General features: G+C 40.0%; 19 protein-coding genes and 2 rRNA genes. 9 read left to right on the top strand and 12 right to left on the bottom strand.

Annotation, left to right across the window (positions count from 1 at the left end; genetic code table 11):
• Positions 1 to 261: 261 nt before the first annotated feature.
• Positions 262 to 3,152: ribosomal RNA gene (locus CSB87_RS06780) — 23S ribosomal RNA — on the top strand.
• A 179-nt stretch (positions 3,153 to 3,331) separates the two neighbouring features.
• Positions 3,332 to 3,446, top strand: a 5S ribosomal RNA gene (gene rrf / locus CSB87_RS06775).
• A gap of 152 nt (positions 3,447 to 3,598) precedes the next feature.
• Here the strand turns inward: rrf and CSB87_RS06770 are convergent.
• Positions 3,599 to 4,972 (bottom strand): dihydrolipoyl dehydrogenase, encoded by a 1,374-nt coding sequence (locus CSB87_RS06770; RefSeq protein WP_106105055.1) that lies wholly within the window; start codon positions 4,970 to 4,972, stop codon positions 3,599 to 3,601.
• Positions 4,973 to 5,119: 147 nt separating this feature from the next.
• Here CSB87_RS06770 and CSB87_RS06765 point away from each other — a divergent pair, with 147 nt between their 5' ends.
• Positions 5,120 to 6,601 (top strand): Ig-like domain-containing protein, encoded by a 1,482-nt coding sequence (locus CSB87_RS06765; protein WP_031953350.1) that lies wholly within the window; start codon positions 5,120 to 5,122, stop codon positions 6,599 to 6,601.
• A gap of 289 nt (positions 6,602 to 6,890) precedes the next feature.
• Here CSB87_RS06765 and CSB87_RS06760 read toward each other — a convergent pair whose 3' ends face one another.
• Positions 6,891 to 7,226, bottom strand: a complete 336-nt coding sequence (locus CSB87_RS06760; RefSeq protein ID WP_002051574.1) for a TIGR01244 family sulfur transferase — start codon at positions 7,224 to 7,226, stop codon at positions 6,891 to 6,893.
• 192 nt (positions 7,227 to 7,418) lie between these two features.
• Here CSB87_RS06760 and CSB87_RS06755 point away from each other — a divergent pair, with 192 nt between their 5' ends.
• Genes CSB87_RS06755 through CSB87_RS06745 form a run of 3 tightly spaced genes read left to right on the top strand, consistent with a single transcriptional unit; the run spans position 7,419 to position 9,171 of the window.
• Complete coding sequence (locus CSB87_RS06755; RefSeq protein ID WP_004711915.1) at positions 7,419 to 8,315, top strand: alpha/beta hydrolase; 897 nt, start codon at positions 7,419 to 7,421, stop codon at positions 8,313 to 8,315.
• The gene (trxC, locus tag CSB87_RS06750; protein ID WP_002051446.1) at positions 8,316 to 8,753 is read left to right on the top strand and encodes a thioredoxin TrxC; all 438 of its coding nucleotides are present in this window, start codon (positions 8,316 to 8,318) and stop codon (positions 8,751 to 8,753) included.
• Position 8,754: 1 nt separating this feature from the next.
• Complete coding sequence (locus tag CSB87_RS06745; RefSeq protein WP_002051216.1) at positions 8,755 to 9,171, top strand: acyl-CoA thioesterase; 417 nt, start codon at positions 8,755 to 8,757, stop codon at positions 9,169 to 9,171.
• 66 nt (positions 9,172 to 9,237) lie between these two features.
• Here CSB87_RS06745 and CSB87_RS06740 read toward each other — a convergent pair whose 3' ends face one another.
• From CSB87_RS06740 to CSB87_RS06730, 3 genes are all read right to left on the bottom strand, one after another.
• The gene (locus CSB87_RS06740) at positions 9,238 to 9,744 is read right to left on the bottom strand and encodes an ester cyclase (protein WP_002051498.1); all 507 of its coding nucleotides are present in this window, start codon (positions 9,742 to 9,744) and stop codon (positions 9,238 to 9,240) included.
• Positions 9,745 to 9,819: 75 nt separating this feature from the next.
• Positions 9,820 to 10,314, bottom strand: a complete 495-nt coding sequence (locus tag CSB87_RS06735) for a DUF4442 domain-containing protein (RefSeq protein WP_002051154.1) — start codon at positions 10,312 to 10,314, stop codon at positions 9,820 to 9,822.
• A 35-nt stretch (positions 10,315 to 10,349) separates the two neighbouring features.
• Entirely contained in the window at positions 10,350 to 10,838 is a 489-nt protein-coding gene (locus CSB87_RS06730) for a YajQ family cyclic di-GMP-binding protein (RefSeq protein WP_002051423.1), read from the bottom strand.
• Positions 10,839 to 10,929: 91 nt separating this feature from the next.
• Between CSB87_RS06730 and CSB87_RS06725 the strand changes: the two genes are divergently transcribed.
• Positions 10,930 to 11,244: a rhodanese-like domain-containing protein gene (locus CSB87_RS06725; RefSeq protein WP_002051246.1), complete on the top strand. Its 315-nt coding sequence runs from the start codon at positions 10,930 to 10,932 to the stop codon at positions 11,242 to 11,244.
• Positions 11,245 to 11,295: 51 nt separating this feature from the next.
• On the opposite strand, the gene mnmC is transcribed toward CSB87_RS06725, so the two are convergent.
• The 4 genes from mnmC to CSB87_RS06705 are packed head-to-tail and all read right to left on the bottom strand — an operon-like array spanning position 11,296 to position 14,626.
• Positions 11,296 to 13,167 carry an FAD-dependent 5-carboxymethylaminomethyl-2-thiouridine(34) oxidoreductase MnmC gene (gene mnmC / locus CSB87_RS06720; RefSeq protein ID WP_031953348.1) on the bottom strand — a complete coding sequence of 624 codons (1,872 nt, stop codon included), beginning with the start codon at positions 13,165 to 13,167 and terminating at the stop codon, positions 11,296 to 11,298.
• A gap of 23 nt (positions 13,168 to 13,190) precedes the next feature.
• Positions 13,191 to 13,670 (bottom strand): hypothetical protein, encoded by a 480-nt coding sequence (locus CSB87_RS06715; protein ID WP_031953347.1) that lies wholly within the window; start codon positions 13,668 to 13,670, stop codon positions 13,191 to 13,193.
• Between the two features lie 4 nt (positions 13,671 to 13,674).
• Positions 13,675 to 13,977 carry a YciI family protein gene (locus tag CSB87_RS06710; protein ID WP_002051453.1) on the bottom strand — a complete coding sequence of 101 codons (303 nt, stop codon included), beginning with the start codon at positions 13,975 to 13,977 and terminating at the stop codon, positions 13,675 to 13,677.
• 34 nt (positions 13,978 to 14,011) lie between these two features.
• Entirely contained in the window at positions 14,012 to 14,626 is a 615-nt protein-coding gene (locus tag CSB87_RS06705) for a septation protein IspZ (RefSeq protein ID WP_002051143.1), read from the bottom strand.
• Positions 14,627 to 14,670: 44 nt separating this feature from the next.
• Here CSB87_RS06705 and CSB87_RS06700 point away from each other — a divergent pair, with 44 nt between their 5' ends.
• Positions 14,671 to 15,522, top strand: coding sequence for a PHP domain-containing protein (locus CSB87_RS06700; protein ID WP_031953346.1), 852 nt, complete (start codon positions 14,671 to 14,673; stop codon positions 15,520 to 15,522).
• Between the two features lie 7 nt (positions 15,523 to 15,529).
• Here CSB87_RS06700 and CSB87_RS06695 read toward each other — a convergent pair whose 3' ends face one another.
• Together CSB87_RS06695 and radC are read right to left on the bottom strand one after the other, a co-directional pair.
• Positions 15,530 to 16,441, bottom strand: a complete 912-nt coding sequence (locus CSB87_RS06695) for a bestrophin family protein (RefSeq protein ID WP_004711921.1) — start codon at positions 16,439 to 16,441, stop codon at positions 15,530 to 15,532.
• A 62-nt stretch (positions 16,442 to 16,503) separates the two neighbouring features.
• A complete protein-coding gene (gene radC / locus CSB87_RS06690; RefSeq protein ID WP_079377806.1) occupies positions 16,504 to 17,223 on the bottom strand; it encodes a RadC family protein in 720 nt (239 codons plus the stop codon).
• 100 nt (positions 17,224 to 17,323) lie between these two features.
• On the opposite strand from radC, the gene coaBC reads away from it, so the two are divergent.
• Positions 17,324 to 18,577 (top strand): bifunctional phosphopantothenoylcysteine decarboxylase/phosphopantothenate--cysteine ligase CoaBC, encoded by a 1,254-nt coding sequence (gene coaBC / locus CSB87_RS06685; RefSeq protein ID WP_004711924.1) that lies wholly within the window; start codon positions 17,324 to 17,326, stop codon positions 18,575 to 18,577.
• Between the two features lie 63 nt (positions 18,578 to 18,640).
• Here coaBC and secF read toward each other — a convergent pair whose 3' ends face one another.
• Positions 18,641 to 19,606, bottom strand: coding sequence for a protein translocase subunit SecF (gene secF, locus CSB87_RS06680; RefSeq protein ID WP_019457463.1), 966 nt, complete (start codon positions 19,604 to 19,606; stop codon positions 18,641 to 18,643).
• Positions 19,607 to 19,610: the final 4 nt, after the last annotated feature.

Here is a 19,610-nt window from a genome sequence, read left to right as displayed (position 1 = left end):
ATTAAGCATGACCTGACGAAGGCATGTTTATTCATTAACAGATTGGCAAAATTGAGTCTGAAATAAATTGTTCACTCAATAACAAAGAGAGATGAAGTAATTCTGATCTTGGAGTTAATTGAGAACTAGCAAATTAACTGAATCAAGCGTTTTGGTATATGAATTTAGATTGAAGCTGTACAGTGTTTAAATACACAGTGCTCTAAACTGAAATGTTGAAGTTACTAACTTGTAGGTAACGTCGACTGTTTGGGGTTGTATAGTCAAGTAATTAAGTGCATGTGGTGGATGCCTTGGCAGTCAGAGGCGATGAAAGACGTGATAGCCTGCGAAAAGCTCCGGGGAGGCGGCAAATATCCTTTGATCCGGAGATGTCTGAATGGGGGAACCCACCTACTTTAAGGTAGGTATTGCAACATGAATACATAGTGTTGCAAGGCGAACGAGGGGAAGTGAAACATCTCAGTACCCTTAGGAAAAGAAATCAATTGAGATTCCCTCAGTAGCGGCGAGCGAACGGGGATCAGCCCATTAAGTTATGTGTGTTTTAGTGGAACGCTCTGGGAAGTGCGAACGTAGAGGGTGATATTCCCGTACACGAAAGGGCACACATAATGATGACGAGTAGGGCGAGGCACGTGAAACCTTGTCTGAATATGGGGGGACCATCCTCCAAGGCTAAATACTCCTGACTGACCGATAGTGAACCAGTACCGTGAGGGAAAGGCGAAAAGAACCCCTGTGAGGGGAGTGAAATAGATCCTGAAACCGCATGCATACAAGCAGTGGGAGCACCTTCGTGGTGTGACTGCGTACCTTTTGTATAATGGGTCAGCGACTTATATTCAGTAGCGAGGTTAACCGTATAGGGGAGCCGTAGAGAAATCGAGTCTTAATAGGGCGTTTAGTTGCTGGGTATAGACCCGAAACCAGGCGATCTATCCATGAGCAGGTTGAAGGTTGGGTAACACTAACTGGAGGACCGAACCCACTGTCGTTGAAAAGCCAGGGGATGACTTGTGGATAGGGGTGAAAGGCTAATCAAGCCTGGTGATAGCTGGTTCTCCCCGAAAGCTATTTAGGTAGCGCCTCGGACGAATACCATAGGGGGTAGAGCACTGTTTCGGCTAGGGGGTCATCCCGACTTACCAAACCGATGCAAACTCCGAATACCTATGAGTACTATCCGGGAGACAGACTGCGGGTGCTAACGTCCGTAGTCAAGAGGAAAACAATCCAGACCGCCAGCTAAGGCCCCAAAATCATAGTTAAGTGGGAAACGATGTGGGAAGGCATAGACAGCTAGGAGGTTGGCTTAGAAGCAGCCACCCTTTAAAGAAAGCGTAATAGCTCACTAGTCGAGTCGGCCTGCGCGGAAGATGTAACGGGGCTAAAACTATGTGCCGAAGCTGCGGATTTGACATTAGTCAAGTGGTAGGGGAGCGTTCTGTAAGCCGATGAAGGTGTATTGAGAAGTATGCTGGAGGTATCAGAAGTGCGAATGCTGACGTGAGTAACGACAAAACGGGTGAAAAACCCGTTCGCCGAAAGACCAAGGGTTCCAGTCCAACGTTAATCGGGGCTGGGTGAGTCGACCCCTAAGGCGAGGCCGAAAGGCGTAGTCGATGGGAAATTGGTTAATATTCCAATACTTCTGTGTAATGCGATGAGAGGACGGAGAAGGTTAAGTCAGCCTGGCGTTGGTTGTCCAGGTGGAAGGATGTAGGTATGTATCTTAGGCAAATCCGGGGTACTCTATACTGAGATCCGATAGCAAGCTGTACTTGTACAGCGAAGTGGCTGATACCATGCTTCCAGGAAAAGTCTCTAAGCTTCAGTTACACAGGAATCGTACCCGAAACCGACACAGGTGGTCAGGTCGAGTAGACCAAGGCGCTTGAGAGAACTCTGCTGAAGGAACTAGGCAAAATGGTACCGTAACTTCGGGAGAAGGTACGCTGTTGTTGGTGATGGAACTTGCTTCCTGAGCTGATGACAGCCGCAGAAACCAGGCCGCTGCAACTGTTTATTAAAAACATAGCACTCTGCAAACACGAAAGTGGACGTATAGGGTGTGATGCCTGCCCGGTGCTGGAAGGTTAATTGATGGGGTTAGCGTAAGCGAAGCTCTTGATCGAAGCCCCAGTAAACGGCGGCCGTAACTATAACGGTCCTAAGGTAGCGAAATTCCTTGTCGGGTAAGTTCCGACCTGCACGAATGGCATAATGATGGCGGCGCTGTCTCCAGCAGAGGCTCAGTGAAATCGAAATCGCTGTGAAGATGCAGTGTACCCGCGGCTAGACGGAAAGACCCCGTGAACCTTTACTGCAGCTTGACACTGAACTTTGACCTTACTTGTGTAGGATAGGTGGGAGGCTTTGAAGTTGGAACGCTAGTTCCAATGGAGCCGTCCTTGAAATACCACCCTGGTAATGTTGAGGTTCTAACTCTGTCCCGTTATCCGGGACGAGGACCGTGTCTGGTGGGTAGTTTGACTGGGGCGGTCTCCTCCTAAAGAGTAACGGAGGAGTACGAAGGTGCGCTCAGCGTGGTCGGAAATCACGCGTAGAGTATAAAGGCAAAAGCGCGCTTAACTGCGAGACCCACAAGTCGAGCAGGTACGAAAGTAGGTCTTAGTGATCCGGTGGTTCTGTATGGAAGGGCCATCGCTCAACGGATAAAAGGTACTCTGGGGATAACAGGCTGATACCGCCCAAGAGTTCATATCGACGGCGGTGTTTGGCACCTCGATGTCGGCTCATCTCATCCTGGGGCTGAAGCAGGTCCCAAGGGTATGGCTGTTCGCCATTTAAAGAGGTACGCGAGCTGGGTTTAGAACGTCGTGAGACAGTTCGGTCCCTATCTACCGTGGGCGCTGGAAATTTGAGAGGATCTGCTCCTAGTACGAGAGGACCAGAGTGGACGAACCTCTGGTGTACCGGTTGTGACGCCAGTCGCATCGCCGGGTAGCTATGTTCGGAAGGGATAACCGCTGAAAGCATCTAAGCGGGAAGCCTACCTCAAGATAAGATTTCCCTAGGAATTTATTCCTCTAAAGAGCCGTTCGAGACTAGGACGTTGATAGGTTGGATGTGGAAGCATAGTGATATGTGAAGCTGACCAATACTAATTGCTCGTGAGGCTTGACTATACAACACCCAAGCAGTTGTATACAAAGCATCAATCGATTCATAAATCTACAAACAAACTTGATTTAGTTATTCCACTAGATAAAATGAACATAGTCAGATTCAATCAGCCCAGTCTGTAAAGATTTGGAAAACGCTTCGGCAAACAATAAGACCAAAGCAAGTATCCATAAACAGTTGTGCTGGCGACCATAGCAAGAGTGAACCACCTGATCCCTTCCCGAACTCAGAAGTGAAACCTCTTAGCGCTGATGGTAGTGTGGGGTTACCCATGTGAGAGTAAGTCATCGCCAGCTCATTATTCTAAACACCCCCAACTAAAATTGGGGGTGTTTTTTATTGCGCGAAATAAAGTGAAAACACATAACTAAAAATCAGATTTATACAGTTACTCTATTTCAGAGTTATAGAGAGTTAACTTTAATTAAGAAAAACCTTCAAAGAATAATTATTTTAATTGCCTACGTGCATGTTTAAGGGCAGTGCGTAGACCTTCTTCAAGAGTGGGATGATAAAAAGGTTTCTCTAAAATATCATTTAAAGTTAATTCTTCACCAATGATCCAACTTAAGAGATAAGCCATATGTTCTGTCGCCTCAGTAAATAACTCGGCACCAAGTAGTTTATGGCTTTTTCGCTCTATATAAACTTCAATAGCTCCTTTATTCTTTCCAAGAACAATAGCTCTTCCTTGTCTTTCGTAAGATGCTTCACCTGTGACAAAATCTATTCCATTGTCTTTTAGTTGTTTATAACTTTGTCCCACAATTGCCATTTCTGGATGACTAAATACTATGCTTAATGGAGTAAGAGTCTTAACTGAATTAATCTGTGGATAATTCAAACAGTTATAAACAACTTTTTTACCTTCATGTGCAGCTTCATGCTGTAATGGCGTTGAAGTATAAGCGTCCCCAGCAATAAAAATTGGATAGTTATCTAGCTGTTTTGTTTTCGCATTTATAGGCAATAACTTAATATCCTGAAATGATTTATCAATATTCTCTAGTTTTAAGTTATCTAATAAGCTTGAACGGCCTGTCGCGGATAGCACATACTCAGCTTGAAGAGACTTTTCTTCTCCATTGATTCTATAATTTAATATAACGCCACCAGAAGTAGACTTAACTTCGGCTGGTAATGTCTCAAATAAAAAGTTTAATTCTTTGCTTAGCTCTTCTTGAGCAAGTTGCTGTAATTTAGAGCTAGTAAATATTCCAATTCTTTTACTACGAGCAAATATAGTTGTTTCCACGCCTAATCGATGCATAGCTTGTGCGATCTCAAGAGCAATTACTCCACTTCCAATAACGGCAAGAGACTTAGGTAGAGTATCTAATTCAAATATTTGGTCTGTGGTAATAAGGCGATCACCTAATTCTTGTTTCCATGTTTGATCATAATTAGGAGTAGAACCAACTGCCAGAATAAAGCTTTTTGATTGATATTGTTTCCCATTTACTTCAATAGTTTCTGAATCAATAAAATGGGCTTTACCTGAAATTTTATGTTCAGTTGGCCATTGGTCTACATCTTTGAGAGTCGCCTTTGTAAAACGGTCACGTAAGTTTCTTACATGTTTCATAACCTGATCAGTATTAATGTCTACAGAAGCATTTAACCCAACTTCTTGAGCATTTTGGAGGTCATGCATACGATTTGCTGTAGAGATGAGGACTTTACTTGGCATACACCCTACACGTGCGCAAGTTGTATCCCATGGCCCATCATTGATAATTAAAATATTATTGGTATGTTTAACAGCCTCTTTATATGCGCTAATACCAGCAGTACCTGCGCCAATGATAATTATATCGAACATTATAAATCCTAATATCTATAAATTTTTCATTTAATAAGTTACATAATAAAACACAATGTAATTTATGTTTACAGAATATGGTGAATATGATTACACTAATAATATAAATAATTAAAAAATCTTATACCTTTAGGAAAGATTGGGGAAATGAAAAGTATGTATAAAAAGCAACTTACCTTAAAGTTGTCGGCTATTGCTGTGTCAATTATGTTGGCAAGTTGTGGCGGTGGAGGTGGTGATGGTTATTATCAGAATGGTTCATCAAATAGTAATAATTCCTCATCTGGAAGCAATACTAGCGGTTCTGAACAAACGACTGCTACAGCTTTAAAGATAGAACTAGATAAATTATCAGTTGCTGCAACGAATGACACTTTAACGGTTACTGTTAGAGCTTTAGATATAAATAAAGGTGGCGTTGCTGGCGCTAAAGTTAGATTGAAATTAGAAGATCCAACAAATAACGTAACTATAGAAGGAGCATCAATTCAAACTACAGATGCAGCAGGTAATGCTGTATATATTATAAAGACACCAAAAACATCGAGTTCAATAAATGATTTGGTGAAAAATGGTTTTAAATTAATAGCCTACACGAATAATGATACTCTTACGCAAGAACAGACTGTAACAGTAACAGGTAGTAATAGCACTACAGAAGCTGATACTACGAGTATTGTATTGTTTGATGCTACAAAGACCTCATTAAATGTTAGAGGTGATCAGACAACTGTTACATTAACAGCTGTAGATGCAAATGGTGCAACTTTAGCAAATCAAGCGATTACACTTAAAGTTAGAAATTCTGTTTTAAATGGTGTCAAATTTACTCCTAATGCGACACAAACTGATGCAAATGGTCAGATCAGCTATACTTTATCTTTTAGTGAAAATCAAAGATCTTCATCATATAGTGCTGCACAATTTGTGACAGATGATCTTGTTTTAGAAGCTAATTTTGGTCAATCAACAAAAGTTTATACGTATAAACTCGATGTTGTTAATTCTGATGTACCAGTAGCAGTAGGCGCTATTTCTGTAGCATATAATCCGACCACAATGGAAGACTCTAGTGATGGGGTTTACTACTATAAAAATATCTCAGTACAAGTGACTGATGTTGACGGTAAGCCAATACCAAATCAAGACGTAACAATGGGCGTTAATGCGCTTGCTTATTATAAGGGGCAATTTGCTTTTGTTGACACGTCTACTCCTGCAGATGGTAAGCCAGATGAATATTTACCTATTGCTAGAGCTGCATGTACTTCACCAGTTCAAGCCGTAAATATTAATGGCGAGGTTGTTAATCAATTAAAGCCGCTGAAAGAAAATTCTACAGTTCAGGTAGTATCGTATATTAATAGTTCAGGTACTGCTGCAACTAATAATAAATATACAACAGATGGAAATGGTCGTTTTGATCTTAAGATTCAATACCCTAAAATTTATGCATCTTGGTTAACTGTTCAGTTAACGGCTAAATCTACAGTTTCGGGAAGTTTAATTAAAGGATCTACATCTTTGACTTTAGGTTATTTAACTAAAGATGTTACTGTAAGTGATCTTATTGCTCCGAATATATTAAGTCCATATGGAATAGATCCAAACTGTTCAAATGGTAATTAATATAAAAAGAAGCAGCTTAAATGCTGCTTCTTTTTTTAGAGTTGTGTTCCCATACTAACACCTACGGTAGGTCGGACCTGCATAGATGAGCATGCACTAAGAATAAGACAACTGACCAATAAAAATATAAGTTTATTCATAAGAGAACTGAGAAATTTAATGTGATTTGAATACTTTAGCTGAAGACCGTTTTTATATCTGTTGAATTGATGCAGTTGTATATATTTTTTTATTAAAAAAGCTCTATCTTTAAATAAAAATAAAGCTTTTAGTAATTGTATTCAAAGAATTAATCGTCTAACAAATCCATTTGTTTTGCTAATTGATAAAGATTGTTTGAACGATTTCCTGTTCGGCAAAACATGAGAACAGGTTTTGGAAGTTCATTATAGTGATTTGCAAAAGTACGGACATCAAGCTCAGTAATTTGACCTGCAACTACAGGTTGGTAAACGTAATCTAGTCCTGCCTGACGTGCTGCTTCTTCAATTTGAGCGCTTGTTGGTTGTTCTGGACCGCCTTCCATATCCGGACGGTTATTAATAATAGATTTAAAACCTTTTTCTACAACTTGATCTACATGTTCTGGACCAATTTGACCTGCGAAACCAACATTATCTGACATTTCGTCACTCCAAAATTTAATAAAACCTCTTATGCTGTATCATAGCATTAAGCTTAACCTGAGATACAAGACACTAAAACGTTGTTCCTACATAGATAAAAGTTATGTAAAAGAACAACTATAGATTTTTAAAAGGCGATCAGGATGTTTTTTGTAAATTCATTACTTCGACCATAATGCCACGGAGCACATATGCACGCTTATACGGTTGAGCCTTTATATGTTCCATGTGATCAGGAAATGATCGCAGCTGACTTTTATATTCCAAAAACAAATAATAAATCTGCGGTAATTATCATGGCACATGGTTTTGCTGGATTGCGTCAATTCAAGCTTATCCAATATGCACAGCGTTTTGCACAGGCAGGCTATGCTGTGATTTTATTTGATTATCGATATTGGGGTGGGAGTACAGGTAAGCCCCGAGAAATGATTTCTATCAATTCTCAATTAGAGGATTGGAAGACCATAATTCAATACGCCTCCACCTGTAAGCTTATCGATAATAGACGGATTGTATTGTGGGGAACATCTTTAAGTGGTGGATATGCTCTAAGTTTAGCTTCTGAATTAAAAAATATTCAGGCCATTATGGTACAAATTCCATATGTAGACGGTGCTGAAACAGCAAAACTATATCCATTACAGCGTTATCCCCAAGCTTTAAAATTGTCGAGCCAAGATTATATGGGCTCTAAGATGGGCCTTAATCCCAAGAGATTACCTGTTGTTGACCAATTTAAATTATGTTTTATGCCAACAGCAGATAGTTACTATGGATATTTGTCGATTGTGAATCCAGATTATTATTGGAGTGGCGAAGTCCCTGCGCGTGTTTTTTTTAATTTGATGCGTTACCGTCCAATTCAACTCGTCCGTCAGATTAATATCCCAGTTTTATTTATTGCTGCTCAGCATGATTCTTTAATTCCAATTGAGTCTAGTCGTGAAGCTGCGACCAATATTGCTCCTTTTGTGAGTTATCATGAGTGGGATATGAAACATTTTGATATCTATCACGGCGCATGGTTTGAAAAAGCAGTGACGACCCAATTAGAATTTTTACATCAACATATAGGAGTGATGTAAATGATTATTGTATGTGCATCGTGTGGTGCAAAAAATAGAGTTCCAGAGGAAAAACTTAGTGCGCAACCGAGTTGTGGCCAATGCCATCAGCCATTACTTCCGCTTGCACCGATTGAGTTAAATGAACAAAACTTTAGTAACTATATCACGAATAGTGATCTGCCTATTTTGATAGATTTATGGGCAGAATGGTGCGGACCTTGTAAAATGATGGCGCCACATTTTGCGCAAGTAGCAAAACAGAATCCACGTGTTATTTTTGCCAAGATTAATACTGAAGAATCTCCTCGCTTAAGCCAAGCATTTAATGTGAGAAGTATTCCTACCCTTGTATTAATGAATAAAACCACAGAAGTTGCTCGAATGAGCGGCGCATTACGTGCTCCTGAATTGCAGCAGTGGCTAGATCAACAACTTCAAACGAATTTCGGGAGCTAAGGTGTCAGAAGCTTATACCAAACCAGAAGGAATTTTATCCTTACAAACGATTGCCATGCCAGCAGATACAAACTGGAGCGGTGATGTATTTGGTGGGTGGATCGTGTCACAAATGGACTTGGCTGGAGCAATTCACGCTGAGCGTTTTAGTCGTGGACGTTGTGCCACGATTTCCATTAATCAGATGACCTTTTTGGTTCCGGTAAAAGTAGGCTTTGTGATTAGCTGCTATACCAAAATCTTAAAAGTAGGTAATACCTCTATTCAAATGCAAATTGAAGTTTGGGACAGTCATGATGATTCTCGTGCTCCAATTCGTATCACCGAAGGGGTGTTCACCTTTGTTGCTGTTGATGTAAAAGGTAATAAGCGTCAAATTCCTGAAGAAGCGAAGCAGAAGTTTTTAGAAACTCAATAAAACATTTAAAGCCTGAATATCAGTATTCAGGCTTTAATTTTTCTTTAAATAGTTTAATTTTTAAAACTAAAACATTGTATTAGAGTTTTTACTTTGTTCGGGAATGTTTTGTATAACATCCCAGTGCTCTACAATTTTTCCATTTTCTACACGGAAAATATCAACAATTGCTCTGCCTCTATCTTTGTCATTTTCCGTAGAGTGGACGTGTAAAACCACCAGATTACCTTCAGCGATTGCGCGCTTAATTTCATTTTTTGCTTGTGGATTTTTTTGGAATTTCTCAGTAAAGAAATTCACGAAAGGAGCCTTCCCATCAGGAACGTTGGGATTGTGTTGGATATATTGATGACCAATATAACGGTCGGCATATTCTTTAACTTGATGTTTTAAAAAGACACCTTCATAAAAGTCGACTACTATTTTTTTATTTTGGGCACTTATTTTATCGATTGACTCAGTTTTTGTTTGAACAATTTTATTGGTTTTATTTGTGGGTTCGGCAGCGTGAGTCGTCACAGCTGTAAATATAAAACTGGTAAATAACGAGGATAGGATCAGTATTTTTTTCATTATGACCTCAAGATATAAAGTTATAGTTTTATATCTTGAGGTAAATATCAATCTAAAAATATTTTAGATTAGTTATCATTTCTTACGTTTAGGTAACCATGCCCACAGCATTTGACATTGAATCGGTTCATTACCCGCATCATCAATAACGGTAACCGGAATAACAAGTTCACCTTTCTCATGATCAGCAATATATTTTTGCTGTTCTGCAGAGAGAGTCGCTGTTGCTGTCAAACCACCTTCAACAACTTTTAAATAATCAACATGTAATGATTTGATTAATAAAATGCGGTTATCAGGAATATGTAAACCCGTTAAAAAACCTGTTGCAGTCTCTGCTAAAAGTGCCATTGCTGCCGCATGTACACCTTTAATATGATTCTGCATGTTTTTCTGGTTCTCTAAGCGAACAGTTACATGGTTTACATCTACTTCTAGATAGCGAATATTTGCTGTACCCACCATTGGCACAATACGGCCAAATGCCTTGCTCCAAAGCGTACTTCGAACACCTTTAGGAAATTTTGAAGTTGCTTTTACCAGTTTTAATAGTCGATTGGATTGAGACATGGGATTACCTTAACTTTGAATGTCGCTAAAAGATATTAATCTTTAAAGTTATTAAATTGTAATGGCACACCGAATTGTTGTTCACGTAAAAAAGTCATGACTTGTTGCAAAGTGTCACGTTTTTTATCGGTCACACGGATTTTGTCGCCTTGAATAGAAGATTGGACTTTAACGCCGCTTTCTTTAATGGCTTTATTAATTTTTTTTGCTGTATCAGAGTCAAGACCATCTTTAAGCTTAATGACTTGTACAAAATTTTTACCTGACGCAGCAGCTTTTTGTGGATCAAGTGCCTGCACATCAATTTTACGTTTATAAAAATGATTTTCTAACATGTTATAAACTTGTTCACACTGGAAATCACTTTCTGTGCTGATTTTAATCTCTTTATTTTTTTCATTTAATTCGATAGAAACATCGTGACCACGGAAGTCAAAGCGTGTTGCAATCTCTTTTTGTGTGTTTTGAACTGCATGATTAACTTCAAATAACTCTAATTCAGAAACAATATCGAAAGAAGGCATAGTTTAGACCTTTACAAAGTGAAAGAATATTTGAGATGCTAAGAGGGTTTTCTTCATTTGCCAAGTGTTGTTTACATCAAAGGAGTGCACAATGATCCGTAAACAAGAAATTACAACATTTGAGTTCCCAGAAAACGCTGTTATCTGGGATGTCCGTGATTCAAGTGCTTATGCAGAAGGGCATGTTAAAGGTGCGGTAAGTCGCCCGATTAATGATTTAAATGCTGATATTTTGAACCAGGTCGCTGCGGATCAGCCGATTTATATTTTATGTGGTGGTGGTAGCAAAGCTCCTCGTGCAGCTGAGAAACTAGAAGACTTAGATGCCTCGCGTGAATATGTCGTGCTGATGGGGGGGACGCGTGCAGCTCGTGATGCAGGTTTACCTCTAGAGCAGGGCGCATAAAAAAAGCACCTTCGGGTGCTTTTTTATTGGAACAAAATTTTCTCAAGTGCACTATTGAGATTGGAAATAAGGTTTCTTAGGTTTAACTTTCTTTTGAAAGCGCTCGGCACTTAATTTCTTTAATAGGCTTTTTGGAACAGGACAAGCTTCACCTAAAATTTGGGCCACTAAAACTTCACTACAAAGCGGCGCAAATAAAAAACCTTTTGAACCTAGACCTGCAAAGGTAGAAATACGGCTTTCACTCTGCATTTTGCCTACAAGTGGGAAATAATCTGGACTTTGAGCACGCACAGCTGCCCGACCTTGCCATTGTTCTACAGGTGGTAATTGTTTTGCATAAGTAGGGAAGACACTGTGGATTAATTCAAAGTTATGCACATGATCGTCAAGCTGTACTTCTTGATCTTCTCGGTTCGGATAGAAAGATGCCCCTAAAATGAGTTGAGAAGAGTTAAGCTGCATGCAGTAGCCACCATAGCTATACGCTTCATGCAAAGGTAGAGGTCCAAAAGAATTATCAACCCAGCTCACTTGTCCACGTATTGGCTTTAAAGGGGGATAGTTCTCAAATAAAGCGGCACTTTCTCGGGCACAGCACACCACAACATGATCTGCTTCTGCAATGATTTCGTCATTCGTTTTTAATTGAACTTTATTTTCAAAAGAAACAAGTGCTGTGATATTGGCAATTTTTAACTCAATACCTGAATGCTGCAAAATTTCATCACGTAACTGGTGTGGAGAAACTGCTCCGGCCTCACTTAATACAATGTGTGGATAGTCCGATTCAAGTGAGCTTGTTTGATGTGTAACAATATCAGCAGGATATTGATCAGCAAGATCGAGAAGATCTTGGGCATTTTTTAATGCCATTTGCTGTATTTGAATTGGGCGAAATGCTTGAAAGTTTTTATAGAAATTCAACGCATGTTGCCAGCTTAAAGTCATTAGATGTTCATGACTTTGTTCAATTGGGCATAATTTAGGATTGAGCAGTGCTAAAGGGTTGCCAGAAGCCCCTGCTAAAAGCGCTGTACGCTCGAATAGGGTAACTTGATGCCCACGTTCGGCAAATGCCCAAGCTGTGCTTAAACCAGCAATCCCTGCGCCAATCACGGCGATATGCTGCTGTGTAAAATTGAGAATATGGTTATCTGGTTCTAGTGCAGTGTCTTCACTTAAAGGTGCTTCCCAAACTGCTTTAAGCATTTCACGTTTATGACCGAAACCGCGAGGACGTGAAATATCAATGCCATGAGCTTTTAGTCCACGTTTGAGAATACCAGCTACACTAAACGAGGCAAAGGTAGTGCCATAGTCAGAAAGACGTACAATATTGTTTAAAACGTTTTGTTCCCACATATCTGGATTACACGAAGGTGCAAATCCATCTAGGAACCAAGCATTTACTGCTTTCGTTTTTACCATACTTGGAAAAATATCTTGCGCATCTCCTAGCCATAGATCGATGCTAAAACGTTCTTCTGGAAAATTTAAACGATGGCAACCTGCAATAGGCAAGGGATATTGTTCAATAAGTTGTTTCGCAAGTGGCTTAAGTTCATCCCATACATCGAGTGCACGGATGAGATCTGCTTTACTTAAAGGAAATTTTTCTACGCTAATTGCATGTAAATGGCTGTGGTTATTAGGACGGACCTGCTGCCAAAGCTGCCAGAGTGCAAGAATATTTAAACCGGTACCAAACCCGGTTTCTCCTACACTAAAATATTCAAAGTCTTGTAAATTAGCTAATTGTTCTGATAGGTCATTGCCATTTAAAAATACATGTCTTGTTTCGAGCAGACCATTATCTTTGGAAAAATAGACATCACCAAATTGTTTGGAAATGGGAACCTCAATACCATCAATAGATTCCCAATCCAGCTCAGCAGTTTGTATACGGTTTGATTTGTTCATTCGGTTTAATAAGTCGCTCAGAATTACCACTGACGACGACGTTTGGTGTAAACATAACTAGCGATAAAGAAACCAAGTAGTACGCCGCCTGCTAGTGTTACTGCGCCATATAAGAACATTTGAGCACTACGTTCACTTTGTAAAACTTGTACCTGAACAGACAAGTTATCGTTCTTTAGCTGTAACTCTTGGTTTTGTGCAAGTGCTTCAAGATTTGCATGTTCTAGCTGTTTAAGACGAGATGCCTGATCTTGAACTAAAGCTTTGATTTTTGCATCTTGCTGTTGCTTATTTTTTGCGATTTGTTCTGCGGTAAGCGGCTGTGCTGTAGTTGCCGCCGTTGTAGTGGTCGGTTTGGCTACAGTTGCAGAAGTAGGCGCTGGTTTAGGCGCCTGAGTTGAAGGCACAGTAGATGGTGTTGCTGGCGTCGCAGCAGGTTCAACTGCTCCGGCAGTTGAACATATCAAACACAAGCCAAGAAAGCTTTTGGTTGCAAACTGCATGCGTTTACCCTTTTGGAAATGCTTTATTAAACGGTTTGACATCAATATGGCTATAAATGCCTTCTTTCAAAAATGGTTCTTCTTTTAACCATTCATCTAAAGCTTCACGGCTATCAAACTCTACAATCATAGTACTACCGTAAAAACCAGCCTGTGGATCATTCGGATCTTTTGGCATAGCTCCAGCGGCAACAAGACGACCTTCATCATCAAGTTTTTGTAAACGTTCGATATGTTGAGGGCGTACTGCTAAACGTTTCTCTAGAGTTCCTTCGTTATCGGTGCAGCTTAGAACAAAAAAAGGCATGTCATCGTATCTCTATAATCAAACCGAAATCACATTAAGCATCTGTTGACTTAAAATGTTTGCGTAAAATAATGAACTGAATAATGATAAATGAAAACATGACGATCATGTCACCAAATGCCGTAAATTCACCCCAATATTTTCCGCCATGAAATAAAAACGCGAAGAAAATATGTAAACCGGACATGACGACAAACATAGCTGCCCAAGCGAAATTTAAATTTTTCCAACCTTTTTCACTTAGCTCTAAAATTGGATCAAATAAACGTTTAATGAGAGGTTTACGTTCCTTACCAAACCAAGGTGAAACTAAGAAAGCACCAGCAAATACTAAGTTCAAAATTGCAGCTTTTAAACGAATATAAAAATCATCGCTTAACATGAGTGTAATGCCACCAAAAATAACAGTCATAAACAGTACAATCCACTGCTGTTTATCTAGGCGGAATTTTTGAATGATGAACAAAGCACCATACACGATAAGCATTGAAATAATTAAGCCTGTTGTAGCGACCAGAATATTATTGTTATTTACACCGCCAGCGGAACCGATCAATTTTAGCAACGGGTGATGAGCATTCGCAGGATCAACAGTTTTATATAAATAGAAGAAAATAATTAATGGAACAAAGTCCAGAAGTGCTTTCATGTTAGAGTATCTGATCAGGTTTGGTGAATGGCATAGTATAAAAGATGCAAGGCATAGATTTACATACACATAGCAATATTTCTGATGGAACTTTGTCTCCGGAATTGCTGGTGCAAGCTGCTGTGAATGTGAACCTGCATACCTTGGCGCTTACTGATCACGATACAATGGATGGCTTACAGCGTGCAAAGAAAGCAGCGCAAGCCCATGATTTAAAAATCATTTCTGGTGTTGAGATCTCAAGCCAATGGTCTAGACTAAGCACAAAAAAAAGCTATGGCGTGCATATTGTGGCTTTAAACATGCAAGATGAAGCACCAATTTTGGAAGCATTAGAACAACAAAAAAGAATTAGAGCACAAAGAGCAGAAGTTATTTGTGAACTATTAAAAAAGTGTATTGGCTTTGATATTTATCAAGATGTGCTTGATAAAGTTGAAAATCAACCAGACCGTATTACCAGAACACACATTGCCAAAACCTTAGTTGAAAAGAATGTAGTAAGTCGTCCTCAACAAGCTTTTGACCGTTTTTTAAAAGAAGGTAAGCGTGCCTTTGTAAAGTTTGAAGGCTTGGGCTTAAAAGAAACGATAGAGGTTATTCATAATAGTAAAGGCTTGGCAGTTTTAGCTCATCCAACTCGTTATGATTTATCTGCAACTAATACACGCTATTTGATTGAGTTATTTGCGAGTTGTGGTGGTGACGCCGTAGAGTTGCCGCCACCTGTAGATCCTTTATCTACTCGCCAAATGATTGATCGTATGATTGATCAGCATCATCTGGCGGTTTCAATTGGCAGTGATTTTCATGGTGAAAATATGCCATGGGTTAAATTAGGTAATACGCCTAAGCCAAAGAGTGATCAGTTGGGTATTTGGGAACGTTTTCTCTAATAATGTCCTAGAGTAAGTTGTTATCTTGAGCTTGAATTGGAGGAGGTGTTGGTTTACCCAGCGTTCCTAAAAGTTCAATTTCGATACTCCGGACCATTGCATCTAATGGTAAATCATTACTTTGAGTACCAAAAGGTTCTTCAATTTCAGAGCTTAGGGCATCTAGACCTAAGAAGGTATATGCTAAAATTCCAACCAGTAAAGGTGTTGCTAAGCCAAGCAAAGAACCTAAGCTAAATGGCAACATAAAACAGAAAAAGTAAACAGTGCGGTTGAGCAAGACTGAATAAGCAAAAGGAATAGGAGTATTTGCAATACGGTCACAGCCAGTCTGTACAACACTTAAATCTGCAACATTTTTATTCATTTGAGCATAAATAATATCTGAGATTTCACCTTCTTTAAGCGCTTGTAATAACTCCCATTGAATAAGACTGAGCGTATATTGCGGCGCATTATTTTGTTGGTATAGCTGAGTCAATGCTTGTTGACTCATACCACTGGTTTGTATTAACTCGGTTGGGTTGGCCGTTTGGCGGCGTAAACGGTCACGTAACACATTTGCAAACACAATAACGTGATGAATGACTCGTTCACGACGGGCTTGAGTTAAAATACGACAGTCGCGGTCAAAGTGACGTGAAGTCGCAATGAGTACACCCCATAGTTTCCGTGCCTCCCACCAGCGGTCATAACACGCCGTATTTTTAAAGCCTAAAAAAATAGAAAGTACAACGCCAATTAAGGTGAAGCCAACTAAAGGAATTTCTGGAAAACGGTAGAGATTAATATATTCAACCCCACCAATGATTGCCGAAATCAGCATTACCACCCCTAAAGAGGGCAAAATTTTTGGTAATATCGTCCCTCGCCAAGAGAATAAAACTTTAAAAATACTGGGCTGTTCACGAACAATCATTTTATTTTAAACGTCGCTATTTTTGTTTTTGATATTCTAAGCTTAGTGATGCTTTGTCAATATCATTGAACGGCTATTAAAGTAGGGTTGAGCAGTTGTTGTTCAGCAAATGAAAAGCTACCTTCTGGCGAGATAATAAAATGGTCCAGTAGACGAATTTCTAAAAGCTGACAGGCCTGTTCAAGTTGCTCTGTGAGTTTAATATCTTCGAGAGAGGGCTGTGCGGAACCAAATGGGTGGTTATGAGCTATTACCAATTGGCAAGCGTGCTGTTGTAAGGCATATCGTAAGGTTTGATTCACTGAAACGGCGCAGTGTTGAACTGAACCAAAAAATAACTTTTTAAAATGCAATTTTCGTAGTTCGGCATCTAAGCAAAGTACCGCAAAGACTTCCTGTTTTTCACCTTTTAACTCATAACGCAGATAATCTAGAACTAAATGAGATGAATGAAGGCTTAGTTCAGTTTGACTAAAATGATAGTCGAGATAACGCCGTCCAAGTTCTTTTACGGCCAATAATTGGGAATACTTCGTAGCTCCAATACCATTAAATTGAGCTAATTCATTGAAAGAAGCATCGAAAACAGCATTGAGGCTTCCGAATTGTTGAATCAGTAAGCGGGCGAGTTCAACAGCCGAATGTTGACGTGAACCTGAGCGAAGAAAGATCGCGAGTAATTCAGAGTCAGAGAGACTTTGAGGGCCTTGTTGTAATAACCGTTCTCTTGGCCGTTCTTGTTCTGGCCAATTTTTAATAGAAGTATTCATATTCCCCAGCAATATTCTGCTTAAAAATTTATTTTGTTTGCCCAATCAATCTTGGGTCTGCGCGTATTTAATGCTATTGTGAGCGCCACTGCAACAGAAAGGTATCCTGTTCGTGAGCTTTGATTTAAGTGTTATTCCTCATAAAAACATTGTTTTAGCTGTTACAGGTGGGATTGCTGCCTATAAGAGTGCCATTTTGGTCCGTCGTCTTAAAGATTATGGTTTTGACGTTCGGGTTGTGATGACACACGGAGCTCAAGCATTTATTACCCCTCTAACGTTTCAGGCTCTTTCTGGAAATCCTGTACATACCGAGCTTTTAGACCCAGAGGCTGAAGCTGGAATGGGCCATATTGAATTGGCTCGTTGGGCTGATTTGTTACTGGTTGCTCCAGCAAGCTGTGACACCCTAGCTAAGTTTGCTAATGGTTTGGCAGATGACTTACTGAGTACTTTATTTTTAGCAACTAAAGCACCTGTGTGGGTTGCACCAGCAATGAACCAGCAAATGTGGGCTGCAAAAGCAACCCAGCGTAATTTGCAAACTCTGGTTGAAGATGGTGTGCATGTGATTATGCCGGATTCAGGTGAGCAGGCTTGTGGTGATGTTGGTTTAGGCCGTATGCCGGAACCGGAAGAAATTGCAAGGCAAGTGGCGGGTTATTTCCATCAAGCCCAACGTGCGATTGCTGAAAAATTTGGTTTGTTGGCAGGTAAGCGAGTTGTGATTACTGCTGGACCAACACGTGAAGCGATTGATCCTGTTCGTTATATCTCAAATCATAGTACTGGAAAAATGGGTTTTGCTTTAGCGGCTGCATGTTATGCGGCGGGCGCAAAAGTGACTTTAATTGCTGGTCCTGTAAGTTTAGATACGCCAAATGGTGTTCAACGTGTAAATGTTGCATCTGCACGACAAATGTTAGATGTCAGCATGAGTTCACTTGAGACCGGATGTGACATTTTCATTGCTACAGCGGCAGTAGCCGATTATCGCGTCGCTGAAGTGGCTGAGCACAAGATTAAGAAAGCAGGGGATGAGCTGAATGTTTCCCTTGTAAAAAATCCGGATATTGTGGCAACTATTGCCGCTCAGGAAAAACGTCCATTTATGGTGGGTTTTGCTGCCGAAACGCAAAATGTTGAAGAATATGCAGCAGGTAAACTGGTTGCTAAAAAACTAGATATGATTGCGTGTAACGATGTTTCTCGTGCCGATATTGGTTTTGCTTCGGATGAAAATGCGATGACTGTCTTCTTTGCCCAAAGCTACCATATGAAAAAGCGTGAGTTAGAAAAAGCATCGAAGCAAGAAATTTCTCAACAATTGGTTGAAGCAATTTCGGATGCATTACGCCGTAAATAAATTTTGAGCTTAATAAAAAAACCGCGAATAAATCGCGGTTTTTTTATAGTCTTATTTAGACAATCAAGGAATTTCATCTTCAAATTCAGGTTTAACCTGAACGATAAAGTCTTGACGGTTAAGACCACGCCACAACGCAAATGCTGTACCGATATAAATCGAAGAGTAAGTACCGACAAAGACACCTACAAACATTGCTACAGAGAACCAGTGTAAGCCATCACCACCCAAGAACATCATTGCAAGTACAACAAGCAATAATGTCATTGAGGTATGAATAGTACGACGTAAAGTCTCAGTTAAAGCAATATCCACGATTTCACGTGGAGTTGCGCCGCGAATCTTACGGAAGTTTTCACGGATACGGTCTGAAACCACGATGTTATCGTTAAGCGAGAAGCCAATCACCGCGAGTACCGCAGCTAAAACTGTTAGGTCAAATGGCCATTGGAATAATGCAAATGCACCAATAATAATGATGATGTCATGGAATAAAGACATTACGGCACCCATCGCGAGTTTAAACTCAAAGCGAATGGTCACGTAGATCAACATTAAGATCAGCGCAAGAGCAACCGCTCCAGCCGAACGAACATAAAGCTCATTACCCACCTGACCGCCTACAGAGTCCACTTTATGAACTTCGGCAGCATTATTTGGTAATTGCACAGCTTTGGTAATCGCGTTATTAAGATCTTCAACCTTAACTTCTTGTACTGGCATACGCACGAGTAAGTCTTTATTACTACCTAGCGTTTGTACTACTGCATCTTTAAAACCAGCTTTGTCGAGTGCCTGAATAACGTCAGACTGATTTGCTGGTTGTGCATAGTTAAGTTCGGCAGAAACACCACCTGTAAAGTCCAAACCTAAGTTAAGACCTTTAGTCGCAATAAAGAAAATACTTGCTAAAGTAATAAGGATCGAGAAGATTGCTGCTGGTTTAGCAATCTTCATGAACGGGATGATTTTTGCATCATCCGGACGACCATATTGTTTTGAAGGCTGTTGAGTCACTTTAGTCATCATAGAT

Source organism: Acinetobacter sp. AR_0276 (assembly GCF_003000705.1).
In the GTDB taxonomy this organism is placed as follows: Bacteria; Pseudomonadota; Gammaproteobacteria; order Pseudomonadales; family Moraxellaceae; genus Acinetobacter; species Acinetobacter nosocomialis.
The sequence above is the reverse complement of the archived record's forward strand: the minus strand, read 5'-3'. Positions and strand labels throughout refer to the sequence as shown.

Bases quoted from the DNA above. Each gene is read 5' to 3' on its own strand.
- CSB87_RS06760 (WP_002051574.1), bottom strand. From the start codon at position 7,226: ATGTCAGATAATGTTGGTTTCGCAGGTCAAATTGGTCCAGAACATGTA.
- CSB87_RS06715 (WP_031953347.1), bottom strand. From the start codon at position 13,670: ATGCAGTTTGCAACCAAAAGCTTTCTTGGCTTGTGTTTGATATGTTCA.
- CSB87_RS06725 (WP_002051246.1), top strand. From the start codon at position 10,930: ATGATCCGTAAACAAGAAATTACAACATTTGAGTTCCCAGAAAACGCT.
- CSB87_RS06735 (WP_002051154.1), bottom strand. From the start codon at position 10,314: ATGTCTCAATCCAATCGACTATTAAAACTGGTAAAAGCAACTTCAAAA.
- CSB87_RS06770 (WP_106105055.1), bottom strand. From the start codon at position 4,972: ATGTTCGATATAATTATCATTGGCGCAGGTACTGCTGGTATTAGCGCA.
- CSB87_RS06695 (WP_004711921.1), bottom strand. From the start codon at position 16,441: ATGATTGTTCGTGAACAGCCCAGTATTTTTAAAGTTTTATTCTCTTGG.
- secF (WP_019457463.1), bottom strand. From the start codon at position 19,606: ATGATGACTAAAGTGACTCAACAGCCTTCAAAACAATATGGTCGTCCG.
- mnmC (WP_031953348.1), bottom strand. From the start codon at position 13,167: ATGAACAAATCAAACCGTATACAAACTGCTGAGCTGGATTGGGAATCT.
- CSB87_RS06730 (WP_002051423.1), bottom strand. From the start codon at position 10,838: ATGCCTTCTTTCGATATTGTTTCTGAATTAGAGTTATTTGAAGTTAAT.
- CSB87_RS06705 (WP_002051143.1), bottom strand. From the start codon at position 14,626: ATGAAAGCACTTCTGGACTTTGTTCCATTAATTATTTTCTTCTATTTA.
- CSB87_RS06740 (WP_002051498.1), bottom strand. From the start codon at position 9,744: ATGAAAAAAATACTGATCCTATCCTCGTTATTTACCAGTTTTATATTT.
- CSB87_RS06700 (WP_031953346.1), top strand. From the start codon at position 14,671: ATGCAAGGCATAGATTTACATACACATAGCAATATTTCTGATGGAACT.
- CSB87_RS06710 (WP_002051453.1), bottom strand. From the start codon at position 13,977: ATGCCTTTTTTTGTTCTAAGCTGCACCGATAACGAAGGAACTCTAGAG.
- CSB87_RS06755 (WP_004711915.1), top strand. From the start codon at position 7,419: ATGCACGCTTATACGGTTGAGCCTTTATATGTTCCATGTGATCAGGAA.
- CSB87_RS06765 (WP_031953350.1), top strand. From the start codon at position 5,120: ATGAAAAGTATGTATAAAAAGCAACTTACCTTAAAGTTGTCGGCTATT.
- trxC (WP_002051446.1), top strand. From the start codon at position 8,316: ATGATTATTGTATGTGCATCGTGTGGTGCAAAAAATAGAGTTCCAGAG.